This window comes from Cereibacter sphaeroides 2.4.1 (genome assembly GCF_000012905.2).
Lineage (GTDB): Bacteria > Pseudomonadota > Alphaproteobacteria > Rhodobacterales > Rhodobacteraceae > Cereibacter_A > Cereibacter_A sphaeroides.
On sequence record NC_007489.1, the window covers coordinates 66944 to 91447 of the forward strand.

The 24504-nt window shown below is 64.8% G+C and carries 21 protein-coding genes and 4 pseudogenes; 16 read left to right on the forward strand and 9 right to left on the reverse strand.

All coding sequences use genetic code 11. The annotated features are described in order from the left end of the window. Nucleotides 1-262 precede the first annotated feature (262 nt). Both RSP_RS20650 and RSP_RS22785 read left to right on the forward strand, forming a co-directional pair. A pseudogene (locus RSP_RS20650) lies at nt 263-439 on the forward strand (IS5/IS1182 family transposase); the annotation flags it as partial. Nucleotides 440-1005: 566 nt separating this feature from the next. Then, nucleotides 1006-1170, forward strand: a pseudogene (locus tag RSP_RS22785) (recombinase family protein); the annotation flags it as partial. Nucleotides 1171-1173: 3 nt separating this feature from the next. Here RSP_RS22785 and RSP_RS20660 read toward each other — a convergent pair. The 5 genes and pseudogenes from RSP_RS20660 to RSP_RS20685 all read right to left on the reverse strand — a co-directional run bounded on the left by RSP_RS20660 (nt 1174) and on the right by RSP_RS20685 (nt 4104). After that, complete coding sequence (locus tag RSP_RS20660) at nt 1174-1566, reverse strand: type II toxin-antitoxin system VapC family toxin (RefSeq protein ID WP_011331387.1); 393 nt, start codon at nt 1564-1566, stop codon at nt 1174-1176. Beyond that, entirely contained in the window at nt 1563-1814 is a 252-nt protein-coding gene (locus RSP_RS20665) for a type II toxin-antitoxin system Phd/YefM family antitoxin (RefSeq protein ID WP_202110434.1), read from the reverse strand. Before RSP_RS20665 ends, RSP_RS20660 begins: the two co-directional genes overlap by 4 nt. Before the next feature lie 76 nt (nt 1815-1890). Beyond that, a complete protein-coding gene (locus RSP_RS20670; protein WP_017140462.1) occupies nt 1891-2127 on the reverse strand; it encodes a hypothetical protein in 237 nt (78 codons plus the stop codon). A gap of 402 nt (nt 2128-2529) precedes the next feature. Beyond that, a pseudogene (locus RSP_RS20675) lies at nt 2530-2809 on the reverse strand (IS5/IS1182 family transposase); the annotation flags it as partial. Between the two features lie 584 nt (nt 2810-3393). Next, nucleotides 3394-4104: a DnaA N-terminal domain-containing protein gene (locus RSP_RS20685; protein WP_011331388.1), complete on the reverse strand. Its 711-nt coding sequence runs from the start codon at nt 4102-4104 to the stop codon at nt 3394-3396. 360 nt (nt 4105-4464) lie between these two features. Here RSP_RS20685 and RSP_RS20690 point away from each other — a divergent pair, with 360 nt between their 5' ends. The 3 genes and pseudogenes from RSP_RS20690 to RSP_RS22730 all read left to right on the forward strand — a co-directional run. After that, complete coding sequence (locus RSP_RS20690) at nt 4465-5772, forward strand: AAA family ATPase (protein ID WP_011331389.1); 1308 nt, start codon at nt 4465-4467, stop codon at nt 5770-5772. After that, nucleotides 5772-6824, forward strand: a complete 1053-nt coding sequence (locus tag RSP_RS20695; RefSeq protein ID WP_011331390.1) for a ParB N-terminal domain-containing protein — start codon at nt 5772-5774, stop codon at nt 6822-6824. Before RSP_RS20690 ends, RSP_RS20695 begins: the two co-directional genes overlap by 1 nt. A gap of 275 nt (nt 6825-7099) precedes the next feature. Further along, nucleotides 7100-7212: pseudogene (locus RSP_RS22730) on the forward strand (PIN domain-containing protein); the annotation flags it as partial. A 20-nt stretch (nt 7213-7232) separates the two neighbouring features. Here RSP_RS22730 and RSP_RS20705 read toward each other — a convergent pair. Beyond that, nucleotides 7233-8117: a recombinase family protein gene (locus tag RSP_RS20705; RefSeq protein ID WP_011331391.1), complete on the reverse strand. Its 885-nt coding sequence runs from the start codon at nt 8115-8117 to the stop codon at nt 7233-7235. 511 nt (nt 8118-8628) lie between these two features. Here RSP_RS20705 and RSP_RS20710 point away from each other — a divergent pair. The 9 genes from RSP_RS20710 to napC all read left to right on the forward strand — a co-directional run bounded on the left by RSP_RS20710 (nt 8629) and on the right by napC (nt 17448). Beyond that, nucleotides 8629-9423, forward strand: coding sequence for a biliverdin-producing heme oxygenase (locus RSP_RS20710; RefSeq protein ID WP_011331392.1), 795 nt, complete (start codon nt 8629-8631; stop codon nt 9421-9423). Between the two features lie 67 nt (nt 9424-9490). After that, entirely contained in the window at nt 9491-12286 is a 2796-nt protein-coding gene (locus RSP_RS20715; protein ID WP_011331393.1) for a bifunctional diguanylate cyclase/phosphodiesterase, read from the forward strand. A gap of 425 nt (nt 12287-12711) precedes the next feature. Continuing rightward, nucleotides 12712-12864, forward strand: coding sequence for a nitrate reductase (locus tag RSP_RS20725; RefSeq protein ID WP_227590675.1), 153 nt, complete (start codon nt 12712-12714; stop codon nt 12862-12864). A 10-nt stretch (nt 12865-12874) separates the two neighbouring features. Then, complete coding sequence (napE, locus tag RSP_RS20730; RefSeq protein WP_011331395.1) at nt 12875-13057, forward strand: periplasmic nitrate reductase, NapE protein; 183 nt, start codon at nt 12875-12877, stop codon at nt 13055-13057. A 5-nt stretch (nt 13058-13062) separates the two neighbouring features. Further along, nucleotides 13063-13545, forward strand: coding sequence for a ferredoxin-type protein NapF (locus tag RSP_RS20735; RefSeq protein ID WP_011331396.1), 483 nt, complete (start codon nt 13063-13065; stop codon nt 13543-13545). Further along, entirely contained in the window at nt 13538-13804 is a 267-nt protein-coding gene (locus RSP_RS20740) for a chaperone NapD (protein ID WP_011331397.1), read from the forward strand. Before RSP_RS20735 ends, RSP_RS20740 begins: the two co-directional genes overlap by 8 nt. After that, nucleotides 13801-16296 (forward strand): periplasmic nitrate reductase subunit alpha, encoded by a 2496-nt coding sequence (gene napA, locus RSP_RS20745; RefSeq protein WP_011331398.1) that lies wholly within the window; start codon nt 13801-13803, stop codon nt 16294-16296. Before RSP_RS20740 ends, napA begins: the two co-directional genes overlap by 4 nt. A 2-nt stretch (nt 16297-16298) precedes the next feature. After that, nucleotides 16299-16763, forward strand: coding sequence for a nitrate reductase cytochrome c-type subunit (locus tag RSP_RS20750; RefSeq protein ID WP_011331399.1), 465 nt, complete (start codon nt 16299-16301; stop codon nt 16761-16763). Between the two features lies 1 nt (nt 16764). Further along, complete coding sequence (gene napC, locus RSP_RS20755) at nt 16765-17448, forward strand: cytochrome c-type protein NapC (protein ID WP_011331400.1); 684 nt, start codon at nt 16765-16767, stop codon at nt 17446-17448. A 140-nt stretch (nt 17449-17588) separates the two neighbouring features. Here the strand turns inward: napC and RSP_RS20760 are convergent, their stop codons facing one another. Together RSP_RS20760 and RSP_RS20765 are read right to left on the reverse strand one after the other, a co-directional pair. After that, nucleotides 17589-18050: a hypothetical protein gene (locus RSP_RS20760; protein ID WP_011331401.1), complete on the reverse strand. Its 462-nt coding sequence runs from the start codon at nt 18048-18050 to the stop codon at nt 17589-17591. Nucleotides 18051-18113: 63 nt separating this feature from the next. Continuing rightward, complete coding sequence (locus RSP_RS20765; RefSeq protein WP_227590677.1) at nt 18114-19349, reverse strand: YadA C-terminal domain-containing protein; 1236 nt, start codon at nt 19347-19349, stop codon at nt 18114-18116. 576 nt (nt 19350-19925) lie between these two features. Here RSP_RS20765 and RSP_RS20770 point away from each other — a divergent pair. Further along, nucleotides 19926-20078, forward strand: coding sequence for a hypothetical protein (locus RSP_RS20770; protein ID WP_227590678.1), 153 nt, complete (start codon nt 19926-19928; stop codon nt 20076-20078). Between the two features lie 16 nt (nt 20079-20094). On the opposite strand, the gene RSP_RS20775 is transcribed toward RSP_RS20770, so the two are convergent. After that, nucleotides 20095-20901, reverse strand: coding sequence for a hypothetical protein (locus RSP_RS20775; protein ID WP_011331403.1), 807 nt, complete (start codon nt 20899-20901; stop codon nt 20095-20097). Between the two features lie 272 nt (nt 20902-21173). On the opposite strand from RSP_RS20775, the gene RSP_RS20780 reads away from it, so the two are divergent. Then, nucleotides 21174-23873, forward strand: a complete 2700-nt coding sequence (locus tag RSP_RS20780) for a DNA primase small subunit domain-containing protein (RefSeq protein ID WP_011331404.1) — start codon at nt 21174-21176, stop codon at nt 23871-23873. The last annotated feature ends 631 nt before the right edge of the window (nt 23874-24504 follow it).

Sequence of the window (24504 nt, forward strand, 5' to 3'; positions counted from 1 at the left end):
GAAGATCCACACGGCACGGCGTTAAAAGCTACCGCACGGCGTCCCGCTTCGTGACACCGAAGGACAATTCAACTTGCCCCAAGAACACTGAGTTATGTATCCGCAAAGCGCGGCGATTGGAAGACGTTTCGTTCCGATCACTGAGTCCACCCTGAACAACGCTGAAGTTCTTGATCCGGCGAGAGAAAGCCGAGGTTTGCATCGCCATGGCCTGCGGAACTTCATAGGATTCCGAGTGTAATCCTGCACCGCCCGACCACCCACTGGTCGTTCGGCGACGTCGCCGCATGCGTTCCGGCTCTCTGGCGAGGCCGTAGTCGCAACGTGGACTGAGAACCCAGACCAGCACTTCGCCGACGGGACCTTCTTCCAGCACTGTCCGCCGGTCGACCTCACCTCGCTCACCCGCTGGTGCAAGCGGATCGACGAGGAGGGTGTCGGCAACAGAAGACCACCCAGCGTGGCAGGGAGCCGCATCGTCGCGGATCCAGCACCGGCGCCGCCGTCTCGTCCATGTAGAGGCGGAAACTGTCAGCCTTCAGCAGTTCCGCCATCCGGAGGCGCGATCAGCGCGGCCCGCCACATCCAGTCTGCCAACGCCGAGCCGGGCCACGACCACCTCTTGGCGGTTGATTCCCTATCAATGGCGCGCGATCAAAGGTGCTCCGGTCGAACAGGGCGTCCCTCGCTCGATTCCGCCAATGTGTCCATCATCTCGCTTCGCCCTCGTCGTTCCGTTTAGGCCCGTATGCCGGCGCAACACACGCCTCAATGGCCTCGAGGTACCGCATCGCGGTCAAGAAGGCCGTTTCAATCCCACCGAATTAGCGCGCCAGACGGTCGGCGGCACCAGCACGAAGGCCCCCTGCCCCGCCAACGGCCAAGGGCGCAAAGACTGCTCCTCTCCCTTCACTGGCCGCGATCCGGACGGCCGTCACCGCAGCTTCCATGCGGTCGCCGTATTGTGTAAAGCCGGCTAGGCTCCAGAGATAGAAACCCACGCAAGCTCGGGTGATGGGTGCAGATCGTTGGCTTGCGCCAGGAGATCGAGCCCCCCGCTTGCGCGAAGCGATGTGCGAGCGCACGCCACGCGGGCGAACCAGCTGGCAGCCCTCGTCGAGAAAGATGCTACTGGAGCGCGCCGCGAAGCCGGGATGCTCGGCTGAGTAAATGTCACGCTAGGCTCACGCCTTCTGCCCGCGCTGCTTGGGCGAGCTTGGCATCCAGGGTGGATAGCATCGCCCCGCGACGCTGTGCGAGGTCCAGATAAAGCGCGTCATAGACCGTCAGCCCGTGCCGTCGGGCAAGTGAAAGCACGCCAGCGTTTGAAGGGGCCGTGTCCAGTAGGATGCCCAGCCCCTCAACTGCTTCAATCAGTTGATCGGCCAAGCCTTGGGGCAGACGCCCCCTACGCTCGGTCACAATCAGGATGTTTCGCAGTTCGGCCCAAAGTAGCCAAGGCGCGAGGAAATCGGCATGTGTCGCCACCAATGCGGCAAGGTCGGGGCCGTTCTCGTCGGGGAGAAGCCACCCCGCGACCGCCGAGGCATCGACCACCAGCGTCACCGCCGCCCCTCGTCCCTTGCAGACAAGATGTCCCTGCAACTGATGCCCGCGAGGCCTGCACGTAGACTTCGTATACGTTCGACCGACGCAGCGCGCCCTGCGTTGTTCTCCGCAACAGGCATCAGCCGCGCCACAGGCCGTCCGCGACGGGTGATTGTTACCACCTCTCCTGCCTCGACGGCCGATATCAACTCCGAAAGATGGGTCTTGGCCTCGAACGCCCCGACTACGCGCATCGTCACCTCCATAAACCAGATTTAAAACTAGTTGGTCTTTGCAGCAAGTTCAAGCATCGGCTGTGACGCCCGTGTATCAAATCCTCGTTTACAGCGCGTCGATCCCGCGAACGAGTTTGCCACGCAACGCTTGAAGCGAGCCGACCCACGTGTCCAGTTCGACCAACATAAGAGTTTCCATCAGTTGAGGCATGATGAGGTAGTGCTCCTTGCGCCGCATTACCTTCGGGATCAGCGTCGTCGTGCCGCGCGCCACTGTCCCCGCGAGGACAAGCGGTTTCACGACCCAGGTGGAGAACGGCTCAAGAAGGTAGCCGTGCAGCATCTAGATGAACTGTCCACCACTCTGTACAGATCGCCTACGTCGCCACCGTTCGACGCTCGCGAAAGCACGCTAGAGGCAAACCGTTGGCAGCGATAAGTTCCGCCGGGCGTGGCTCGGATTGCACAGCTCGGTGCGGGAGCGAACCGAAATTTTGGCCCTGACCCACCGCGTCCGGGGTGGATGCCGCGATCAGCGACGAGCTGAAGCGGGAGCATCGGAATGGCGCCTAGGACGTGACGGTCGCCAGTCTCACGCCGCTCTCGCTCACCCGCGCCGAGGCTCGCGAGGCGGCCAGCTACAAGGCCGGTGATGTGGTGATCTTGGTGCAAAGCGTGGAGGGATTGGAGCGGGATAAACTACACCGGGTTACATCCACCCTGAGCGCCACGAACGCGAGATGGAGAACCGCACAGGGCGGCCCTTGGCATCAGTGACGGCGTGAAGTTTGGTGTTCAACCCGCCCTTGGTCCGACCGGTCAGACGCCCGCGCTGGTCGTCGGACCCTCTTTTTCGCCCGTAGGCTCGAAGCTGTGCGGTGCGCCTTCAGGTAGTAGGTCGCGTCGATCATGACGACCTTCTCCGCGCCGCCTGCGGAGGCCAGCCCCTCCATCATCCGGGCAAAGACGCCCATGTCGCTCCACAGCTTCCAACAGTTGTAGAGGGTCTTGGGTGGGCCATAGTCGAGCAGGGTACATGCGGCGATTGATCGTCGAATGGTAATGCGACAGCGGGCTCATCGGAATCGGGCTGAAGCGGATCACCAGAGCATCAACGTCAAGGGGAGCCAGCGCCGCGACCTTCTCGGTTACGCAATAGCCCGCCTGCCGCCCGATCTTGCGCAAATAGCCGGCGGCGGCCATCAGTGTCTCGAGCGAGCGCACGACGGTCAGCCCGATCTGCTCCGCGAGATACTGGACCCGCACGACAGCGGCCCGGTTCATTAGTTCGAGGATCTGCAGGGTCCGCTTGACAGAACGGACGGTCTTAGGAGCGGCGGTCATGTGGCCTTCGGTTCCCGGATCCAGAGAGACTGTGCAGCCCCAGAGGGTCCGCGTTCGAGCCCACGCCCAAGGTCATCGAAGAGATTGCACGGACACTGTCTGATAGTCTCACCGAATCCGACCAGCGGCAACGCGAGGTATCGTAAGACGCTACAGCCGATCGCTGAGTGTGCCGCGAAAACACGAGCCATGGGTTCGTGCATGGCGCACCAGCCATGTCGGCTCCTCATCCGCGCCACTTCTGTGCTTGTGGTGGGACGGTCTCTTAGCTCGCCGCTACTATCTCGCAGCGCGTATCTGAGCCAAAGCAGGCTTGAAGCGGATGCTCGAGCTCGCGCCTCAGATGCGTCTCAAGATATTGCGCCGCGAACCGCGACGGCGCGCACACGGTCACCACGCCCCGTTCGGCTCGTACCAGCGACAGGCGTGCATACCACGATGCGAAATGGGCTGGGTTCGCGTCTTCCAGCATCTGCATCATCCGCGCCCACGGGCTTGATGCGCCGCGCAAGCCGCTCGAAAAATCCACATGGACCACATGTGCATCCGGGCATGGCGGTGGAACCTGCCGATGCGGCGTGAGCTCGTGGCGGGCCGCCATGCGGAGGGCGAAGTCGGATCCGACCTTGCCCCACTCTTCCTGGGTTGCTGCATAGATCGCGGGAAGATCAAGGGCATAGACAGCCACCCTGCCCTTCACGCCCCGGACCTTCAGCACGAGGAAGCCCGTATCGATCAGGCGACGGGTCTCGCGTTTCGCGGTGCGCTCGTCCACGGACCAAAGCGCGGCCATTTCGCGTTGACCTATGGCCATCTCCCCGCGCGCCCAGTTGTAGCGGGCCGTGACAAGTGCCACCAGTCGAAGGATCGACGTCTGCAGAGTGCCACTCGATGACAACCCCTTAACTGCCAGAGCGGTAAGAATGTCGTATTTCTCGGCACCTGCTCCAGGGCCTGCAAGTCGCGCATTCTGCATTCTAAGCCTCTACTGCCCGATCAGCTTGAACCGCCGATTCCTGTGAGAGGCAGTGTGGCAGCCTCCCGTTTTTTGTCAAATGGTTTCGGAAGACGGGATTTGCCCGCCCTTCACGAAAAATGGTGATTTCTGGTATAAAAGGTATTGGGGGACATCCAGGGCGCCACCGAATGAGGGGGGCTTTGTCACCGTTTCGCCCCAAGAACGTGTCTTCGTGTCACCTGAACGCCGGGGGACGTGTGGCAGAGAGGTGTACTTCGGACCCGCACTTTCAAAAACGCGATTTTGGCAGATTAGCATTTGGCAGCTTTCGGTTTTCGCGCTATTGAACGCCACGAGTTAAATTACGCGAGAAACAAAATGCGTGACTTCAGCTACCTTCAGGACATGAACGAGCGGAGCCTGGCGCAGCAGGCCGCTGTGCGCAAGGCGACCTTCTCGCCGTCCGAGACCAAGCAGCTGCGACCCTTCTCCATCTGGGAAATCTCGAGCTTCATGTTCGACGTGCCCGCAGACACGCTGCGCAAGAAGCTCGCGGAGGACCCTTCGTTGCCGCAGGGCGTGGTTGAGGAGGAAGGCCGCCAGAGATGGTTCACTCTGGCCGAGATCAACGAGCTCCGCCGACGGGTCCGGTTTCGCGGGAAGAAGTTGTTGCCGGAGCGTCCGAAGGGGCGCGCGTTGCGCGTGGCCGTCTCCAACTTCAAGGGCGGCGTGGGCAAGACGGTGGTGGCGCAGCATCTTGCCAACGCGGCCGCGCTCGATGGCTACCGCGTGCTGGTGGTAGATTTCGACCCGCAGGCGACGCTGACACACTCGATGGGGTTGGTCGAGGTAAAGGAATGGGACACGGTCTGGGGCATCATGTGCCGCGACCTCTGCAAGGAGGCCGACCGGATCATGGAGGCCTATGATGACCCGGCAGACTGCCCCTACCCGGCCGCCGACGAACTGCCCAAAGATGTCCAGGAAATCGGCACCATGCGCGTGCAGGATTTCATCCAGCGCACGGCTTGGTCGACGATCGACATCATTCCGTCCTGCGCCAATGCGGCCTTCGTCGAGTTTGCCTCCGCGCAATACCGCTCGCTGCATAAGGCCTGGTCCTTCTTCGGCTGCGTCGCGCGTTATCTCGACGAGCTGCCCGAGGACCAGTATGATCTCGTGATCTTCGACTGCCCGCCAGCCATCGGCTATCAGTCGCTGAACGCAGCCTTTGCGGCGGACGTGCTCTATATTCCCTCCGGTCCCGGCTATTGGGAATATGACTCGACGACCTCGTTCCTCGGGCAGCTAGGCGACGCGCTGCAGGAGATCTCGGATGGCTTCGAACGGATCGCGGCGGATGCCGGAATCCAGCTCCCTAAGCGGTTCGTCGATATCCGTGTGCTGATGACCCGGTTCGAGGTTGCAAACCCACTGCATGTGGCAATGCTCCAGGCGTTTCGAAATGTGTTCGGGGCCGACGTCTGCCAGCACCCGATCGAGATGACCCGGGCCGTGGAGCAGTCCGGCCGGTTCCAGATGTCGGTCTATGAGCAGGACTACCGCGAGATGACCCGCGAGACTTGGAAGCGGGCGCGGCAGTCTTTCGACAACGCCTATGCCGAGTTCAAGGAGACGATCCTGAAGGCATGGAAGGAACGCAACGAGATGCGGGAGGTGGCGTGATGGTCAAGGGGAACAGGTTCGGGATCGGTCCTGTCGAGACGCCGACAACCGGGACCCGGCGCAGCCGCGATCTGGGTCCGATGGGTGTGGCCGTGCGAGAGAGCGCCGCGAGTGCGCAGGAAGCGAGCGATGCGCTGGTCGAGCAGCGGAGGCAAAATGCCGCCGATGCGCGGGAGTTCCGCGCCGCGCGCGACGAGGGCAGGGTGCTCGTTCGGCTGCCGGTGGGCGAGATCGAGGTGGACCAGCTTCCTCGTGATCGGCTCGACCTCGAGGGCATTGCTGAAAGCGACGATATGGAGGAGCTCAAGGCCTCGATCCGCGAGCGCGGCCAGCGCGAACCCATCGAGGTCTACCTCTCGAACTCGGGGCGCTATCAGCTCAAGAAGGGATGGCGCCGTCTCACTGCGCTGCGCCAGCTTCATGCGGAGAGTCAGGATGAGCGGTTCGCCTGCGCCATCGCGCGCGTCACGACGCCGGATGCCGACCGCGCGGATCTCTATGTCGACATGGTGGAAGAGAACGTAATCCGCCAGGACCTGAGCTTCGCCGAGATGGCGCAGATCGCCTTGGCGCTGGCGGCCGATCCGCAGGCGGGGGTGGGCGATCCCGATGCCGCCGTGGCAAGGCTCTACCGCTCGCTCCACAAGGTGAAGCGCTCCTACATCCGGTCCTTCGTGGCTTTGATGGCGGCCGTAGGCGAGGATCTCCCGTTTCCCAAGGCGGTTCCGCGGGACCTCGGGGTGGATGTCGCGCGGAAGCTCGGCGACGGGCTGGAGATTCCGCGGAGCCGTCTCGCGGCTTGTGCCTCTGTGGAGGAGCAGAACGATCTGCTGCGAGGGCTCGTCCAAGGGGCCGCACGCCCGGTGGATGTCCGGGCTGCGGCGGCGCCGACGGCACGCCAGAAGTACGAGTTCCGGGTGGGCGACACGAAGGTTACCGCCCGGAACGGTGAATTCCGCATCCGTGCCGCCTGCGACTATTCCGGCATCGAGCGTACGGTGCTCGAGAGGGCGGTCCGTGCTTTTCAGGATGCGCTGTCCCGCAAGGAGTGAGGCGGCGCAGTTACCGGTCGGTAACTGCGGCTGGTTACCGGCCGGTAACTGTTTCACGCTGTCAGGGCGGAGTCCGGGCAGGCGAAACTCCGATGTGCACCGTGCCATCAGGGGCGGCTGAGGTAACAGATTACGTGCGGCGACCTTGTTGTTGAAATTTCCCAGTGCATGGTTGGCGACCGGAACGCCGACGACCTCCGGCGAGGGCGCCGCGCTTCAACGGCTGACCTCCCGCGGTAGCAGGTCGTAGGCCCAGAGGAACCTCTGGTCGTCGCGCGATGATCGTGGCCAGCGCCTTGATTGCGTGTTGCACCACGCTGTGGAGCGAGGACATGCAGGATGGCCTGCTGTCCAAGGCACGCTTCGGATCGCGAACCCCTTTGCGTAAAGGGTGGGTGTCTGCCATGCCTACCCGAGCATCCCCAGCCTTTCGGCGCGCTCCAGCAGCATTTTCACGGATGACGGCTGCCAGTTGGTCCTCCCACGTGGTGTACGCTCGCGCATAGCTTCCAGCCGGGCGCAGATGTCCTGCAGCGTGATCTTCGGGTCTGCGCCCTTTATGGCGGCGACTATGGCTGGCAGTCGGTCGTCGGTTTCGCGTCGGCCGGCGCGGGCCAGCACGGCTGTGGGAAGCAAACCGTCGCGGACATAGGCGTTGACGGCGCGCAGGAGCCGGGTCTGGGTCCAGCGGCGGGCTTGGGGCAGTGGGGCGTTGATGATGCGCAGTACGTCTTCCCAGGCCATGTCGGGGCGCAGGCGGCGGACGTGGGGCACCCAGTCCTGCGCTGTCTGGTTCAGGCGCTCCATGTAGCCGTCCTGTCGCGCGAGGCGGATCTTGCGCAGCGCTGCCGGATCGCGGGCGCGCAGGCCCGGGTTGCCGCCGATCCGGCCTTCGGTGCGGGCGCTGGCGAGGCCTGCCTTCGTGCGCTCGCGGATCAGGGCACGCTCGAACTCGGCCGTGGCGCCGAGGACCTGGAGGGTGAACTTGCCCTGGGGCGAGGCGGTGTCGATCGGGTCGGTCAGCGAGCGGAAGAAGGCGCCCTTCGCCTCCAGCCGCTCGATCACTTCCAGCAAATGCGAGAGCGAGCGCGCGAGGCGGTCGATGCGGACGACGACGAGGGTATCGCCGCGGCCGATGCGCTCGAGCACCCGCGTCAGCACGGGGCGGGCACGGTTTCCGCCGGAGGCCTGTTCCTGGTGGATCTCGCTGCAGCCTGCGGCCTTGAGGGCCTGGGACTGGGGCAGGGGGGTCTGGTCCTCGGTGGAGACGCGGGCGTAGCCGATGAGGGGCATGGGGGGGGTGGTTTCCAGTTTCGGATGCTGCGAGTAAACGACCGTTTATAAACAGATGCAATGGTGCTCGCTTGAGCGCTGCTGAGCAGAAAGCCATTTGTTGACTGACGTTAAGCACGATCAGAGGGGGTTTCAGACCGTCGCGCATGTGCATAAAACAGAATGCGGAAAGCTGGCTGGAAGAAGTGGTGGGTAAAGCGCATATGCGCTGTATTTTGCGCGTAAAAGAACTAACTATCTGTTTTTAAATTTATAATTTAGGCCGTCTTTTCTGACGTTGAACAGGCTGAGGGGGTGGCCAAGGTCGATCAGGGATCCTGCGAAGGCTGAACGAAAGGGAGCCCGGCGATCCAGAGATAGGGCGGCGCGCCCTCGGTCGGTCGCGCAGACAGTCATCCATCACTCATGCGCCTGAAAACTCGCACTCTGAGAGGTTTACAGCCAAGGCTCTATTCGCCGTGTGCAACTTGCCCGCTGCGTGTACACATGACAATCAATCCCGTACGAATGCATGGGCGACCGGATCGCGTCGGTGTTCTACGCACGAAGGCTATCGGAAATTCTCATGAACATGTCGCACATCCTGCAGCACGACGAACTTGCGCCTTCCCTTCGCAGGAGGGGTCGCGGGCGGGTCGCAATCAGCAAGCCCGCTTCCTGTCCGCTGGGTCGTGGATCGGCAAGCTTGCAGCCCGACCCGTGCAAGCGCGTGATGCCCCTTTCCCGCGATCTTCGCGAGAAGACGGGCATGCTCCACAACCGGGCCGAAACGCTCCTCGGCTTGCCAAGCGGCATCATGGGCTGGGCCGATTACGTGGATTGGCTTCGGCATTTTCTAGCCTTGTACGATCCGATCGAACGTAGGATTGTGGCCTTTGGAGGCTGGAGCGGGTTGGCATCCTTCGACCCTGACCCGGGCCATTCGCGGCGCCTGATCCAGGATCTGCACGCCCTTGGCATCGACACCGACCGCATCCCGCGAGCACCGGCCGAATACTGCCCGCCGCTCACGAACTTCGCCCGGGCGCTCGGCGCCCGCTATGTGCTCGAGGGCTCTGCGCTTGGCGGCAGGGTCATCCTGCATCATCTGAAGAAGCGCATCGGCGACGAAATCGGGAATGCGACTGCCTTCTTTGGCGGCCCGTCCCACGGGACCGCGACGCACTGGCGTGCCTTCCAGGCTGCGCTGGACCGGTTCGGTGCGGCACATCCCGACAAGAGGGCGGATGTGCTGGCCGGCGCCGCCGCGACCTTCACGGCGCTCCTCGAATGGTTCACCCCTTTTGTGGCAGCCCGGCGGGTATGACCGCCCTCCGCCGCCATGCAGGTCTTTGCCGCACGTTTGCCAGAACTTCGTTGTGCGGGGGTGCCTCATGACGATCTCTGGGGGCACCTTCGACCCTTCGATCTGCGAGATGGAACCGATCGCCACGCCCGGCGCGATCCAGCCGCACGGAGCGCTGATGACCGCGCGGGCCGACAGCGGCCGCGTCGCCCATGCCAGCGTCAACTTGGGCGAGATCCTCGGCCTGCCCGCGGCCTCGGTTCTGGGGGCGCCCATCGGAGAGGTGATCGGGCGCGTCAACGAGATCTTGCTGCGCGAGGCGCGTCGTAGCGGCTCCGAGACGCCGGAAACAATCGGGTCCTTCCGCAGAAGCGACGGACAGCTGCTGCATCTCCATGCGTTCCAGTCGGGCGACTACATGTGCCTCGACATCGAGCCGGTGCGCGATGAGGATGGCCGGCTCCCTCCGGGAGCCAGGCAATCGGTTATCGAGACCTTCTCCAGCGCCATGACGCAGGTGGAACTCTGCGAGCTCGCGGTTCACGGGCTGCAGCTGGTGCTGGGCTATGACCGGGTGATGGCCTATCGCTTCGGCGCTGACGGACATGGCGAGGTTATCGCCGAGCGGCGCCGGCAGGATCTCGAGCCTTACCTGGGCTTGCACTACCCGGCATCGGACATTCCGCAAATCGCGCGCGCGCTCTACCTGCGCCAGAGGGTGGGTGCCATTGCGGATGCGTGCTACCGGCCGGTTCCGTTGCTCGGCCATCCCGAGCTCGACGACGGCAAGCCCCTCGACCTGACGCACAGTTCGCTGCGCAGCGTCTCGCCGATCCATCTCGACTACATGCAGAACATGCACACGGCGGCCAGCCTGACCATCGGGCTGGCTGACGGCGACAGGCTGTGGGGGATGCTGGTCTGCCACAACACGACCCCTCGTATTGCCGGCCCCGAGTGGCGGGCGACGGCGGGCATGATCGGGCAAGTGGTCTCGCTGCTCCTGAGCCGGCTGGGCGAGGTCGAGAATGCCGCAGAGACACTGGCCCGGCAGTCGACGCTCTCGACGCTGGTCGAACGGCTATCGGCCGGCGATACGCTGGCTGCGGCATTTGTCGCGGCAGATCAGCTGATCCTCGATCTGGTCGGAGCCAGTGCCGCGGTCGTGCGGCTGGCTGGACAGGAATTGCACTTCGGGCGGACGCCGCCGGTCGATGCGATGCAGAAGGCCTTGGACATTCTGGGGCGCCCCTCGCCGCTGGAGGTGCTGTCCCTCGACGACGTCACCCTGCGCCATCCCGAGCTGCCGGAGCTGCTGGCGGCCGGAAGCGGCATCCTGCTGCTCCCCCTGACATCCGGGGACGGAGATCTGATCGCCTGGTTCCGCCCCGAGCATGTGCAGACGATCACCTGGGGTGGCAATCCGGCCGAACATGGCACCTGGAACCCGGCAACGCAGCGGATGAGACCGCGCGCCTCGTTCGACGCCTGGAAGGAGACGGTCACCGGCCGCTCGCTTCCCTGGACCTCCGCCGAACGGAGTTGCGCGCGCGAGTTGGGTGAGGCGATCGCCGCCGAGATGGCGCAGCGAACTCGGGCCGAACTCGCGCGACTGCGCCATTACGACCCGCTGACCGGCCTTGCGAACCGCAGCTACCTTCAGGAGCGCCTGGCGCAGGACGGCCAGCCGGCGGCGGCCTTGCTCTTCATCGACCTTGACCGGTTCAAGGCCGTAAACGACTCGATGGGGCACAGCGTGGGCGACGGGCTGCTGATCGAAGTGGCACGCAGCCTCGTGGCAACCGTGCGTCCCCATGATCTGGTGGTTCGGCTCGGCGGTGACGAGTTTGTTGTGCTCTGTCACCGACTGGACGCGGCCGGAATCGTCAGCCTCGCCGAGCGGCTGCGGCAAGCGCTCGAGCAGCCCTTCGAGGTTGCTGGCCGCAAATGCCACATCTCCGCCAGCATCGGAATCGCAATGGCGGACAGCATCGGCGATCTGGATCTGGTGCGGGCGGCCGACATCGCGATGTATGCCGCCAAGAAGAACGGTGGCAATCGGGGCGAGCTGTTCCGCCCCTCGCTGTACGAGGAGACGACGCAGCTCGTCGAACTCGACAACGACATGCGCGGAGCAATCGAAAGCGAACAGTTTCACCTCGTGTATCAGCCGATCTTCGCCCTCAGCCCCGAGGCAGAGAGGCTGGTGGGGTTCGAGGCTCTGCTGCGCTGGGACCATCCGCACCACGGCGCCCTGCAGCCCGGCATCTTCATCCCGCTTGCGGAAAGACTGGGGCACATCCATGCAATGGGCGACTGGGTCCTGCGCCGCGCGATCCTGCAGCTGCAGGCCTTCCGATCCGCCGGCCCGGAGCTGGATCTGAAGATGAACGTGAACGTTTCGCCCCGTCAGCTGGCAAAGCCGGACTTCCCGGCGCGTCTCGCCGACTTGCTGGCGCAGGTGCCCGACCTCCCGCGCCACGCACTTTGCCTCGAGATCACCGAGACGTCCCTGAGCGACGAGGCCGTCTCCGAGGCCTTGATCTCGATCCGGGCGCTCGGGGTGCGGATCGCCATCGACGATTTCGGCACAGGCTTCTCGTCGTTGGCCTGCCTGCGCCGACTGCCGGTGGATGTTGCGAAGCTGGACCGGGCCTTTCTCGGCGGCGGTCATACCGCGGCCCAGGACCATAGGTTCTTTGCCGCGGTCACCGGGCTGGTCCATGCGGCGGATCTGAAGGTGGTGCAGGAGGGCATCGAGACACTCGATCAGCTTGCCCTCGTTCGCGCGGCCGGGGCTGATTTCGCTCAGGGCTTCCACCTCGCCGCCCCACTCTCCATCGCCGCCGCCCTCGACCTGATCGCGGCATCACGAGAGGAATGACGCGGACCGGCGTGGCCTGCCCCATGGGGTGGTCCGGTTTCAATGGTCGTGCATGGCAGGTCTGGGCGCACGGTTTCAGCAACGCGTCTCAGAGCCTGGAGTTGAAGCTCTCGCAACATCCGTTCTCCCTGGGACGACCAAGTTCGATGAAGGGCGGTACGGCCGCCGACCGCGGCGATCCAGGTGCGCACCGCAGTCGCGATGAACTCAGGGCCATAGCATGAGCGCGGGAACCCGAATGCGGAGACGTGAATACGGGGGCCTGAAAATGTCAGCTTGATAAAAACGGCGCTGACTGGAAAGCAGGCTTTGCCAAAGGGGAAGGTTACTGTACCATTATCCTTATGCGGTACCAAGGATCATCCAAGGAAACCCGCGGTTGGCTTTCCGCATCGATGAGCTTCATGCTCGGGGCCCTTGTCGGGGTGCCGATTGGCATGGTCTGGAGCTGGGTCGACTACGGCAGCTTCCAGCTTGGGTACATGAGCAATCACGTTCTGGGCTCGGCTTTGCTGGTGGGGCTTCTCGCGCTCGGCATCACGCTGCTGCGTCGCTGGCTTCACCGCAATCCGATGTGAGGAGGGGCGCATGGCCGACGAGCCCGCAGGAAACGTGCAGACCGCCCGCGCCGGGCGCCGCCACGAATTGATCGTCTTCTTCTTCCTGGCGGCCGTGATCTGGCCGTTCCTCTCGGTGGCCTTCGTGGGCGGCTACGGGTTCCTGATCTGGATGTGGCAGATCGTCTTCGGCCCTCCCGGACCGCCGGTCTGACAGCCGTGTCCGTATCCCGCCGCGATCTTCTCGCCGTCCGCCTGACGGATCGCCCCGCCCCCATCCGGCCGCCCTGGACGCGCGAGGCCGACATGGCCCGCTGCACGGGCTGCGCAGCCTGTGCCGAGGCCTGTCCGGCAGGGATCGTGCGGATGGAGGCAGGCCTTCCCCAGATCGCCTTTGCCGGCACCGAATGCAGCTTTTGCGGTGCTTGCGCCGAGGCCTGTCCCGCGCCCGTGTTCGACATCGCCCGGCCGGCCTTCGCCCATCTGGCCGCGGTGACGGAGGGCTGCCTCGCGCAGGATGGCGTGGCCTGCATGGCCTGCGCCGACATCTGCCCCGAGGCGGCGATCCGCCTCCGCCCCCGGATCGGCGGGCCCGCTCTGCCGGAGTTGTCGCCGAGCCTCTGCACCGGCTGCGGCGCCTGCCTCTCGGTCTGCCCGGCCGAGGCGCTGACGATCCATCTCCGGGAGCCCGCCCATGCGTGAGCCCGAGGCCCATATCTCGAGCGCCATCCTGCGCGTGAGGCCCGGCGAGGAGGCCGCTGTCGTCCGGCGCGTAATGGCCGTGCCCGGGTGTGAAGTTGCCGCGGCGGGCGAGGGACGCCTCGTCGTCCTGATCGAGACCGAGAGCCGGGGCGCCACGGGCGCCGCCCTGACCGAACTGACGCTCCTCGAGGGCGTCCATTCCGCCTGCATGGTCTACGAGCAGGTGGAGGCCCTGAAGACTCTGGGAGAAAAGGCATGACCCTCACACGGCGCGATCTCATCAAGGCTCAGGCCGCCGCCACCGCAGCGGCCGCGGCAGGTCTGCCGGTCTCAGCACTGGCCCAGCCTGTCACGGGCGGGGCGGAGGCCTTGCGGATCCGCTGGTCGAAGGCGCCCTGCCGCTTCTGCGGGACCGGCTGCGGCGTCATGGTGGGCACGCGCGACGGGCAGGTGGTTGCGACCCACGGTGACACCCAGGCCGAAGTGAATCGCGGCCTCAACTGCGTGAAGGGCTATTTCCTGTCCAAGATCATGTATGGCGAGGACCGGCTGACCACGCCGCTTTTGCGCATGAAGGACGGGGTCTACCACAAGGAGGGCGAGTTCGCGCCCGTCTCGTGGGACGAGGCCTTCGATGTCATGGCAGCCCAGGCCAAGCGCGTGCTGAAGGAGAAGGGCCCGAAGGCCGTCGGCATGTTCGGCTCGGGGCAATGGACCATCTGGGAAGGGTACGCGGCCTCCAAGCTCATGCGGGCGGGCTTCCGATCGAACAATCTCGACCCCAACGCGCGCCACTGCATGGCGTCGGCCGCCACCGCCTTCATGCGCACCTTTGGCATGGACGAGCCGATGGGCTGCTACGATGATTTCGAGGCCGCCGATGCCTTCGTGCTCTGGGGCTCGAACATGGCCGAGATGCACCCGATCCTCTGGAGCCGGTTGACCGACCGGCGGCTGAGCCACGAGCATGTGCGCGTGGCGGTCCTGTCGACCTTCACCCACCGCAGCATGGATCTGGCCGATACGCCCATCATCTTCCGGCCGGGCACCGACCTCGCGATCCTGAACTACATCGCCCACCACATCATCTCCACCGGCCGGGTCAACCGGGACTTCGTCGACCGGCACACCAACTTCGCGCTGGGGGCCACCGACATCGGCTACGGGCTGCGCCCCGAGCACCAGCTTCAGCTGGCCGCCAAGGGCGCGGCGGACGCGGGTGCGATGACGCCGACCGATTTCGAGACCTTCGCCGCCCTCGTTTCCGAATACACGCTCGAAAAAGCGGCAGAGATTTCGGGAGTGGAGCCGGCGCTGCTCGAGGAGCTGGCCGAACTCTACGCCGATCCGGACCGCAAGGTGATGTCTCTCTGGACCATGGGCTTCAACCAGCATGTCCGCGGGGTCTGGGCCAATCACATGGTCTACAACCTGCACCTGCTGACCGGGAAGATCTCCGAGCCCGGCAACTCGCCTTTCTCGCTCACCGGCCAGCCCTCGGCCTGCGGCACCGCGCGCGAAGTGGGCACCTTCGCCCACCGCCTGCCTGCCGACATGGTGGTGACCAATCCCGAGCACCGCGCGCACGCCGAGGAGATCTGGAAGCTGCCCGCGGGACTTCTCCCCGACTGGGTGGGCGCCCATGCGGTCGAGCAGGACCGCAAGCTCCACGACGGCGAGATCAATTTCTACTGGGTGCAGGTCAACAACAACATGCAGGCCGCCCCCAACATCGACCAGGAGACCTATCCGGGATACCGCAATCCCGAGAATTTCATCGTGGTCTCGGATGCCTATCCGACCGTCACCGGCCGCTGCGCCGATCTCGTGCTTCCGGCGGCCATGTGGGTCGAGAAGGAGGGTGCCTATGGCAATGCCGAGCGGCGCACCCACTTCTGGCACCAGCTCGTCGAGGCGCCGGGCGAGGCGCGCTCGGATCTCTGGCAGCTCATGGAATTCTCCAAGCGCTTCACGACCGACGAGGTCTGGCCCGAGGAGATCCTCTCGGCAGCGCCCGCCTATCGCGGCAAGACATTGTTCGAGGTGCTCTTCGCCAACGGCTCGGTGGACCGGTTCCCGGCCAGCGACGTGAACCCCGACCATGCCAACCACGAGGCCGCGCTCTTCGGCTTCTATCCGCAGAAGGGCCTCTTCGAGGAATATGCCGCCTTCGGACGCGGCCATGGCCACGATCTCGCTCCCTTCGACACCTATCACGAGGTGCGCGGTCTGCGCTGGCCCGTGGTCGAGGGCGAGGAGACCCGCTGGCGCTATCGCGAGGGCTTTGATCCCTATGTGAAGCCGGGCGAGGGGCTGCGCTTCTACGGCAAGCCCGACGGACGCGCGGTCATCCTCGGTGTGCCCTACGAGCCTCCCGCCGAGAGCCCAGACGAGGAGTTCGGCTTCTGGCTCGTGACGGGGCGCGTACTCGAGCACTGGCACTCCGGCTCCATGACGCTGCGCGTGCCCGAGCTCTACAAGGCCTTCCCGGGAGCCGTCTGCTTCATGCATCCCGAGGATGCGCGCTCCCGCGGGCTCAATCGCGGATCCGAGGTGCGGGTGATCTCGCGGCGGGGCGAGATCCGCACGCGGCTCGAGACCCGAGGCCGCAACCGGATGCCGCGCGGCGTGGTGTTCGTGCCCTGGTTCGACGCGAGCCAGCTCATCAACAAGGTGACGCTCGACGCGAACGATCCGATCTCGCGGCAGACGGACTTCAAGAAATGTGCCGTGAAAATCGAGGCGGTGTGACCATGAGCGTGCATCCCACCCTCCGCTTCCTGGCCACAGCTCTCGTCGCGCTCGGTGCAGGTGCCGCCTTGGCACAGGACGCGCCACGTCTCACCGGTGCGGACCGGCCCATGAGCGAGGTGGCCGCACCGCCCCTGCCGGAGACCATCACCGACGACCGCCGCGTGGGCCGCAACTATCCCGAGCAGCCGCCGGTGATCCCGCATTCGATCGAGGGCTACCAGCTCTCGGTCAATGCCAACCGCTGCCTCGAGTGCCACCGTCGGCAGTATTCGGGCCTCGTGGCAGCGCCGATGATCTCGATCACCCATTTCCAGGATCGCGAGGGGCAGATGCTGGCCGACGTCTCACCACGCCGCTATTTCTGCACCGCCTGCCATGTGCCGCAGACCAACGCGCAGCCGCTCGTCACCAACGAATTCCGCGACATGCTCACGCTGATGCCGGCCAGCAACGAGGCGGAATGACATGCGCCTGCCCTCGTTCCTCCGCCGGTTCTGGTCCATCGCCACCTCGCCCTCTAGCTTTCTCAGCGTGGGATTCCTCACCCTCGGAGGCTTCGTTGGCGGCGTCCTGTTCTGGGGCGGGTTCAACACGGCCCTCGAGGCCACCAACACGGAAGCCTTCTGCACCTCCTGCCACGAGATGCAGTCGAACGTCTTCGAGGAGCTGACGCGGACCGTCCATTACACCAACCGCTCCGGCGTGCGCGCGGGCTGTCCCGACTGCCATGTTCCGCATGAATGGACCGACAAGATCGCGCGGAAGATGCAGGCATCGAAGGAGGTCTGGGGCCATCTCTTCGGCACCATCGACACGCGTCGCAAGTTCCTCGACAACCGTCTGCGGCTGGCCGAACACGAATGGGCGCGGCTGAAGGCGAACGACTCGCTGGAATGCCGGAACTGTCACTCCGAAGTGGCGATGGACTTCACCCGCCAGACGGACCGCGCGGCGCAGATCCACACGCAATATCTGATCCAGACCGAGGGCTATACCTGCATCGACTGCCACAAGGGCATTGCGCATGAGCTGCCCGACATGCGGGGCATCGATCCGGGCTGGCTTCCGCCGGCAGACCTGCGCGCGTCGCTTCCCGACCATGGGTCGTCGTTCGATCTGGAGGGCGCCCGCGCCTATGTAGCGGACTGATACGGATCGGTCCGTACCGCTGCGCTTGCTGGAGGGGTTATGCCGCCCGGCCGGCGCTCGAGTCCGACTGCGCAAGAGCCTCTTGAACGCTTACGCGCGAAGTGCTCGTTCGAGAGTGCCTTGAGTCCTTGCAGTGGCGATCAGAAGCAGTCTTCGCGCTGCACGATGATGCGCAATGCTTCGGTCGTTCCGGCTCTGTACTGGTGCTCGATGCGGGCGCCGAGTTCCAGTGCCGCGCGGAGGTTGGTGGCGCGGCAATTTTGCTGAATTGCATCCGCCCGCGTCGGCAGCGCTTTGCGATCGGAAATGTCGTAGATGTAGATCAGGGCCCGCTTCTGGGCCACGACTTCGAGCAGCCTGGTGGTCGGATTGATGATGACCGGGCTGCCTGCCGGCATGGCGAGGCTCTTCAGCAGCCGTTGTCGGCGATCAATGGCTGCCGATTGCAGGGAGGCCAGATAGGTTGCGATCAACCCCGTGATCAGCAGGCATGCCGCGGAGGCATACCAGCTGTTGCGCAAGGACCAGGTCGCAAGGGTGAAGAGCAGCAGGAGCAATATGACGAAGAACAGCAGGACGATGACGGGGCCGAGATAGATCATGAGAAGTCTGTTTCCGAAGTGACGGCCCGGCGGCGTTCGCAGTGCCTCTGCCAGATACGGGGATCAGAAGCTCCAGCCGACGCCGACACCGGCACCCGTCTTGCCGCCGGCATGGCTGAGCGCGCCACGTAACGTCACATTGTTGTTCACGATGGCAGTTCCCCCCAAGGCCAGCGCCTCTTGGCCATCGAACCCACCGACGGCCACGCCGAAGGAGTGATTGCTGCCGTCGAGGGGAGCTGGAAGCTGTGCCATCGCCATGCTCATCGCGACGCCCGCACTCACCTCCCGAAGCCCGTCATTCAGCTGCCCGACGTTGACGGCGTCATTGTCTTCCACGCCGTCGGCGATCCCCGACAGGCGGGCGGGTGCGCTGCCGGATCCGGAAAGGCGGGCGCCGGTGTCGGTCAGGGCAAGGGTGGTGTTACCTCCCTGCAGTGTTGCCTCGTGTATGGCAGTGATCCGGGTGGTTCCATTGGCCGTGGCCGTGATGCCATTGCCGCCATGGGTAAGGACTGCGGCCGTGTCCGTCAGTTGCACCCGGGCTCCCCCTGCGGTCGTGGCCAGAATGCCGGACGAGCCCAAGGTGAAGCTGGAGCCGGCGTTGTTCATTGCAACCTGACCGGTCGTCTGCAGATCAGCCAGCCGGCTGCTTCCGGTAGTTTCCAGCTCTCCGAAGGAGAACTTCGAGGGAAGCGACAGGTTTCCGTCGATGGTCAGGTTGCCGGTGACGTGCAGGTCTTCCGTCCTCATGTCCTTGGCAACGAGATCGCCGAAGCCGGCGGCCCCGGTTACGGCCAGCGGGCCCAGCACGTCGACCTTTGCCATCGTACTGGCTCCCGACACGACGAGGGTGTCGAGTTGTGAGGTGCCGGCGACGGAAAGGGCTCCGGTCGAAGTGGTTCCCGCGACGCTGGCGCTTCCGAAGCGTCCGGCGCCTCCTACCTCCAGATCCGACCCGAAGCTCGCCGTGCCGCTCACGCCCATCGGTCCGTTGACGGCAAGGGCTTTCTGAACGGTGGCGGTCTGCATCCGCGCGTCGCCGAGGGTGCTTTGTCCGGCCACGTTCAGTGCGCCCGCGATTGCAGCGTTGCCCTGAACGGTTGCGCTCTGCAGAGTGCTGGCGCCGGAAACAGCTAGGGCGTTGAGCTGCGAGGTGCCGCTGACGGAGAGGGAGGTCGCGCTGGCGTCGCTCAGTACGCTGGGACCGGTGACGTTGAGGGCGCCTTCGAGGGTTGCCGCGGAGATGCTTCCCGCGCTTATGTGCCCCGTGATGGTCACGTCTCCGACGATGGCCATTTCGGCTCCCGCCGCGCCAGTCGTCAGGGCAACCAAGGCAACGCCGCCCCAAAGGCCATACTTCGACCCTTTGGCCCCAGGGCGAAACCTCTGCATTGCCCCTGCCGCCACATGAGGCTGCCCAGTAGCGTCTTTCATTGCTCGACCTCTGAATGGTGGACGCAGAGAGGGACGCCACCTGTTTTTATAATGGCTCGCACGACATTGGTCGTGTTGACACTCATGCGAACAGGGCAATCCAATACTTATTGATGTGGAGGTCAAAAACTGTCCAAGAGTTATCGACCGTGCAACTTTTGATGATACGGTCCGCGTGAATCCCGCACCTTTTTAAAAATTCCGTGATCTTTGGAGGATTCTTCTCGGCCCCTGCTGGATGGGAATTATCCTTCGGATGATGGGTGGGGCAAATTTACCCGCTTAGATTGTCAGTCGCGAGCTTTACGACCGCGATGGATGTTCATGCGCGTGGAGGGGGATGCCGCGGCATTTTCGCCTTCCGGGGCGTGTAAGGGGGGGACATCACCCCACATGCCCAACCCATAAGACTTGTGCTCGGCGGCCGGGCTTTCGCTGGTGACCCTGCGTCGCTTCGAGAGCCACGATTATGCGGGTCTCGTGGCCACGAAGACCGTGGAGGGGGTCAGGACGATCCTCGAGCAACGGAGCGCGCGGTTTCTCGCCGCCGCTGAGCCTTCGCCCAGACCGGGCGTTGCCCCGATCTTCTGAGCGGCGGCATGTCCTCTCAGCGGAAGGGCTGGTTGCGGACCGCCCACAGGGCAGGTGGCAGGATATCGGCGGTCAGCCGGGGCAGGATGCCGAAATCGGGGGAGGTGACGCTGGAGGCGCCCTTCAAACTTTCGATGGTCCGCTGGATGTCCTGAGCCTCATGCGCATGGAAGTCGAACAGCGCGCAGATCACCTGGCTTGCGAGACCGTCCGTCATCCGTTCCGCGATCCCGAGGCGCGCGCGTTCCGCAATGTCTCTGAATGTATCGACCGCGTCACCCGGTCGGGCCAGCCCTGGGCCTGTCAGTGCATGCAGGACAGAGCGTACGAAATCCTTCGTGGCTTCGGCACTGGCGAAGAGGCCGGCCCCCTTGAGCTTCGTGTGATAGCGAGAAGCGGTTTTTGCCAGCGACTCGTATCTGTTCAGCCGGGGATAGCGTCCGATATAGGCTTCGACCAGTTCATCACGGCGCTTGCCGGTAGCTGCCAGGCGGCAGCGCTGGTACTGCAGCACGAACCCCATCCCCCGCAGGAAATTGGTCGCGACTGGACGGCTCTGCTTCGGTTCTGGCAGGGACTTGACCGTTCCGGCTGTGGTCAGGGTGCGCGTGGTGGCCTTCAGGCCGGGGAGCTGAGACAGCGTCTCCAGCGCTGGCCCCGACGGCAGGCGCCCATCCGAAAGCCCGAGGAGCAGGTCGAATGAAGCCGGCTCGGCGATGTGGACGGTATTCATGAGAAGGAGAAGGGCCGTGTCGAGGGTGCCTGCGGCTCCGCCGGACTGGGCGAGAGTGGCAGTCAGCGATGCCGTGAAATCCTTTTCCATCCGTTCCCTGCGGTTTGCCGGTTTGAAGTCCTGCACTTCGAACGACGGTGGCGGTGGTGGTGGAAGAGGCAAGAAAGATCAAGTGGCTGGATCAAAGCGCCAAAGCGTCAAACTGTCCATTAACCGAGCGGACCAGGAGATAGCGCAGGGCTGACGCGGGAAGCGGCTGGCCTTCATTCATACCTCCGATCAAAAGTCAATCCTCTGAGTGCCGCCTCCCGCGGGAGCGTGCGGGATGCTCCGTTCTGCGACGCTTGTGCCATCGCAAATGAATGGAACTCACAATGTTCTCGGTGACGAAGGTCAAGGCAGTCAGGCCGGTGGAGCTGTCGAAGCGGTATGATCTGCGCGACGGCAACCTGACGAAGACGGTGGTGGCGGCGCTCTCTCGCGGTCAGGTAGAGACGCTGGAGCTCGAAGGGATCGAGGCCCTGGCAGAGGTGATCTCCCGGCTCACGCCGGCGGAGGCGCTCATGCTCGGCGTGCCCCAGATCAAGTCCGCCACGACGATTGTAACCCGGCGGATGCTAAGCGCGCATCTCCGTGAAGGAGATATTGCCCGGACGGCTGATAATTTCGTCTATCCCGAAGGGGCGGGTTTCCTGTTCATCGACCACGACGGTCTGCAGGACGGAACCTGCCTCTCCCGGGAGGATCTGCTCGAGCGGCTTTACGCCTGCGCGCCAAGCCTGCGGCAGGTCAAGATCCTCGCGTTGCCCTCGTCCTCCTCGCACATCTGCCGGACGGACACTGGCGAGGATCTGACCGGCGCGCGGGGGTTGCATCTCTATATCCCCGTGAAGGACGCGCGGGACATCCCGCGCATCGGCAAGGTCCTGACCGATCTCCTCTGGCTGGGCGACCAGGGATATGTGCGGATCGCCTCGAATGGCGCCCGTCTGCTGCGCAGCCCGATCGACAGCACGGTCTGGCAGCCGAGCCGGCTGGTGTTTGCGGCTGGGGCGATCTGCGCCAACGGGCTTGAGCAGCGGCGGGGCGCGCCGGTGATCGTCAATCCGGAAGGCGCGGACCTCTGGGACAGCGTGGCGCTGCTGCCTACTCTCGATGCGGCCGCCCAGGCTCTGGTGCAGGCGACGCGCGACCGCGCCCTGGCGCTGTCCCAGAAGGCGGCGGATGAACAGCGAGCGGTCTGGCTCGAGGACTTTCGTCCGGGGCTGTTGCGCGATCTCGGGGCCGGGCCGGAGGCACGGGAGCCGCGGGAGGAACTCCTTGCCGCGGTGGAAAATGCCGTTCTCGGCCCGGGCCTCCTGCTCTTCGTCCGGCGTGCCGGCGAGGTGCAGTTCGCGCCGGTGACCGTGGAGGCCATCCTCGCCGACCGGATCGGCTATCACCGGGCAATCACGCTCGACCCGATCGAGCCCGACTACAACGGTCGGGCTCCCGTCGGCTGTCTGTTCCTCGACGGGAGAACTCCGGTCCTGCATTCGATGGCGCATGGCGGAACGAGCTATCGGCTCGAGCGGCGGACAACGATCGTCGAGCTTCATCCTGGCCGGATGGCGGAGGCGACGGAGGCGGTGCTCACCCACATGCGCGGCGACAGCCGCTTCATGGATCACGGCGACCTCCTCGTCACGATCCATGACGGCAAGCGCCAGCCGATCGACGAATACCGGCTCGAACTCATGCTGGGAGACATCCTGTTCCTGAAGGCCGACGCAAAGGGGAGGATGAAGCCCTCCGATCCGCCGTCGAGGCTTCTGCGCCAGATCCTGAGCCTCGGCGCGCAGCGCCGCCTGCGCCGCCTGACCTTCATTCTGCGCCGCCCGACCCTCAACGCCCGGGGGGAACTGCTCACGCGGCCCGGCCATCATGCGGGCGAGGGCCTCTATCTGGACTACGATCCCGAGGAGTGGCCCGAGATCCCCCTGACCCTTTCGCAGGAGGATGCACGAGCCGCCCTGAAAATGATCTGGAAGCCCTTCGCGGCCTTTCCTTTCGTGGATGCGGCTTCGCGCGGAGCCCTTCTGGCGGCGATTTTTACCGCGATCCTTCGTCCGTCCCTGCCGACGGCACCCCTGGTTGCCAGTGACGCTCCCAACCACGCCTGCGGCAAGACCTTGGCGCTGGAGGCGGTGGCCAGCCTCGCTGCGGGCGAGCCGGTGAGCGTGGCGGCGCCCTTCGACGGGGACCAGGCGGAGATGCGCAAGCTGCTGACCAGCACCGCCCTTGCCGGCGACTCCACGCTCCTCTTCGACAATTGCCGGACCTTGCTCGACTCCCCCCAGCTGAGCGCCTTCCTGACGGGCGAATACTGGTCGGACCGGCTCCTCGGATCCAACGTGATGCGCAATGGCCTGCCCACCCAGATCTTCCTGGGCGTCACGGGGGTCAACCTGCAGTTCAGCGCCGAACTGCGGCGCCGGACGATCGCCTGGCGGATCGATCCGCAGGTCGAGCGCCCCCATGAGCGGGCCTTCGACTTCTGCCCGCGGGAGCAGGTCATGACGTTCTACAAGGAAATCGTGGCAGCCAGCCTTGCGCTCATCAGGACGGCGCAGGCTGCGGATCTGCCGAGGCCGGCTCATACCTTCGCCTCCTATCCGGTCTGGGACCGCCTGATCCGCACGGCGGTGCGACATGCCGCGCAGCTGACCGACGGCTTCTTCGCCGATCCGGTGCCCCAGGCTGTCCGCGCCGTGGCCGAGACGGAGGAGGTGATCGACCTGCACGCCCTGCTCGCCGGGCTGATGGAGGCCTTCGGCGGCGAGGCCTTCGGCTCGGTCGATGTCTGCATGCTGATCGAGGATCCGGCCAACCGCAGGCTCGGAGCCCTGATGGCAGGCGCCACCCAGCGTCCGGACCGGCTTTCCCCGAAAAGTCTCGGCCGCTATCTGGCGCAGTATGTCGACCGGCCGAGCGGCCATCTGGTGCTGCGGGCGCGGCGCGGAAGCAAGGCGCTGAGCTTCTTCGTGGAGCGCGTCCCTCAGGAGGCCCCGGAATCCGCCTGAGGGAGGGGCGGCGTCTGCTTGCCGCAGGGCGCCGCTCGCAGACGTTATCCGGCTCAGCTTGGATTGGACGAGCCGCCCCCAGCCGGCTTCCGGTGGTTTCAGCGTGTGACCTGCGCGCCGGGCGAGCAGGAGGCCGCGATGGGGCTTCCGATCGGTTCGGAGAGTTCAAGGTCCCGACCGGGCATGGCAATTACGGCGGGTCCGGATGGCGCGGCTAACGCCAGAACAACGCCTTGGGATGAGGCCCTGTCCGCGCCCCGGCGGCTGATCGAAGACATCCCGGGGCATGGTTCTGCTCAAGGAGAGCAGGACTACTTCCACGGCTCGTCGGCTTCTTCCCAGCGTCGGATCCTGCTTTCGCCGGAGCTACAGCTCTTTCGGGGGCAGGGGGGGAGCGAACGGATAAGGGACGGCCAAGTCTCGAAGTCCGATCGATGCGATCCTCGCGCCGGAAGATACGATTCCCGTACATCGGAGGCCGGAAGGCGGACGGCTGCAATCCAGTGAGGTTGGCGGGTCATCCTAAGATCATCGGACGCCGCTTTTGCGCGCTTCTAGATTCCTCCTGCCGGTGCGAGCCTCCCAGGATCCGTCAGCCGCACGGGATGGTAAATTCTCATGGACCTGGGTT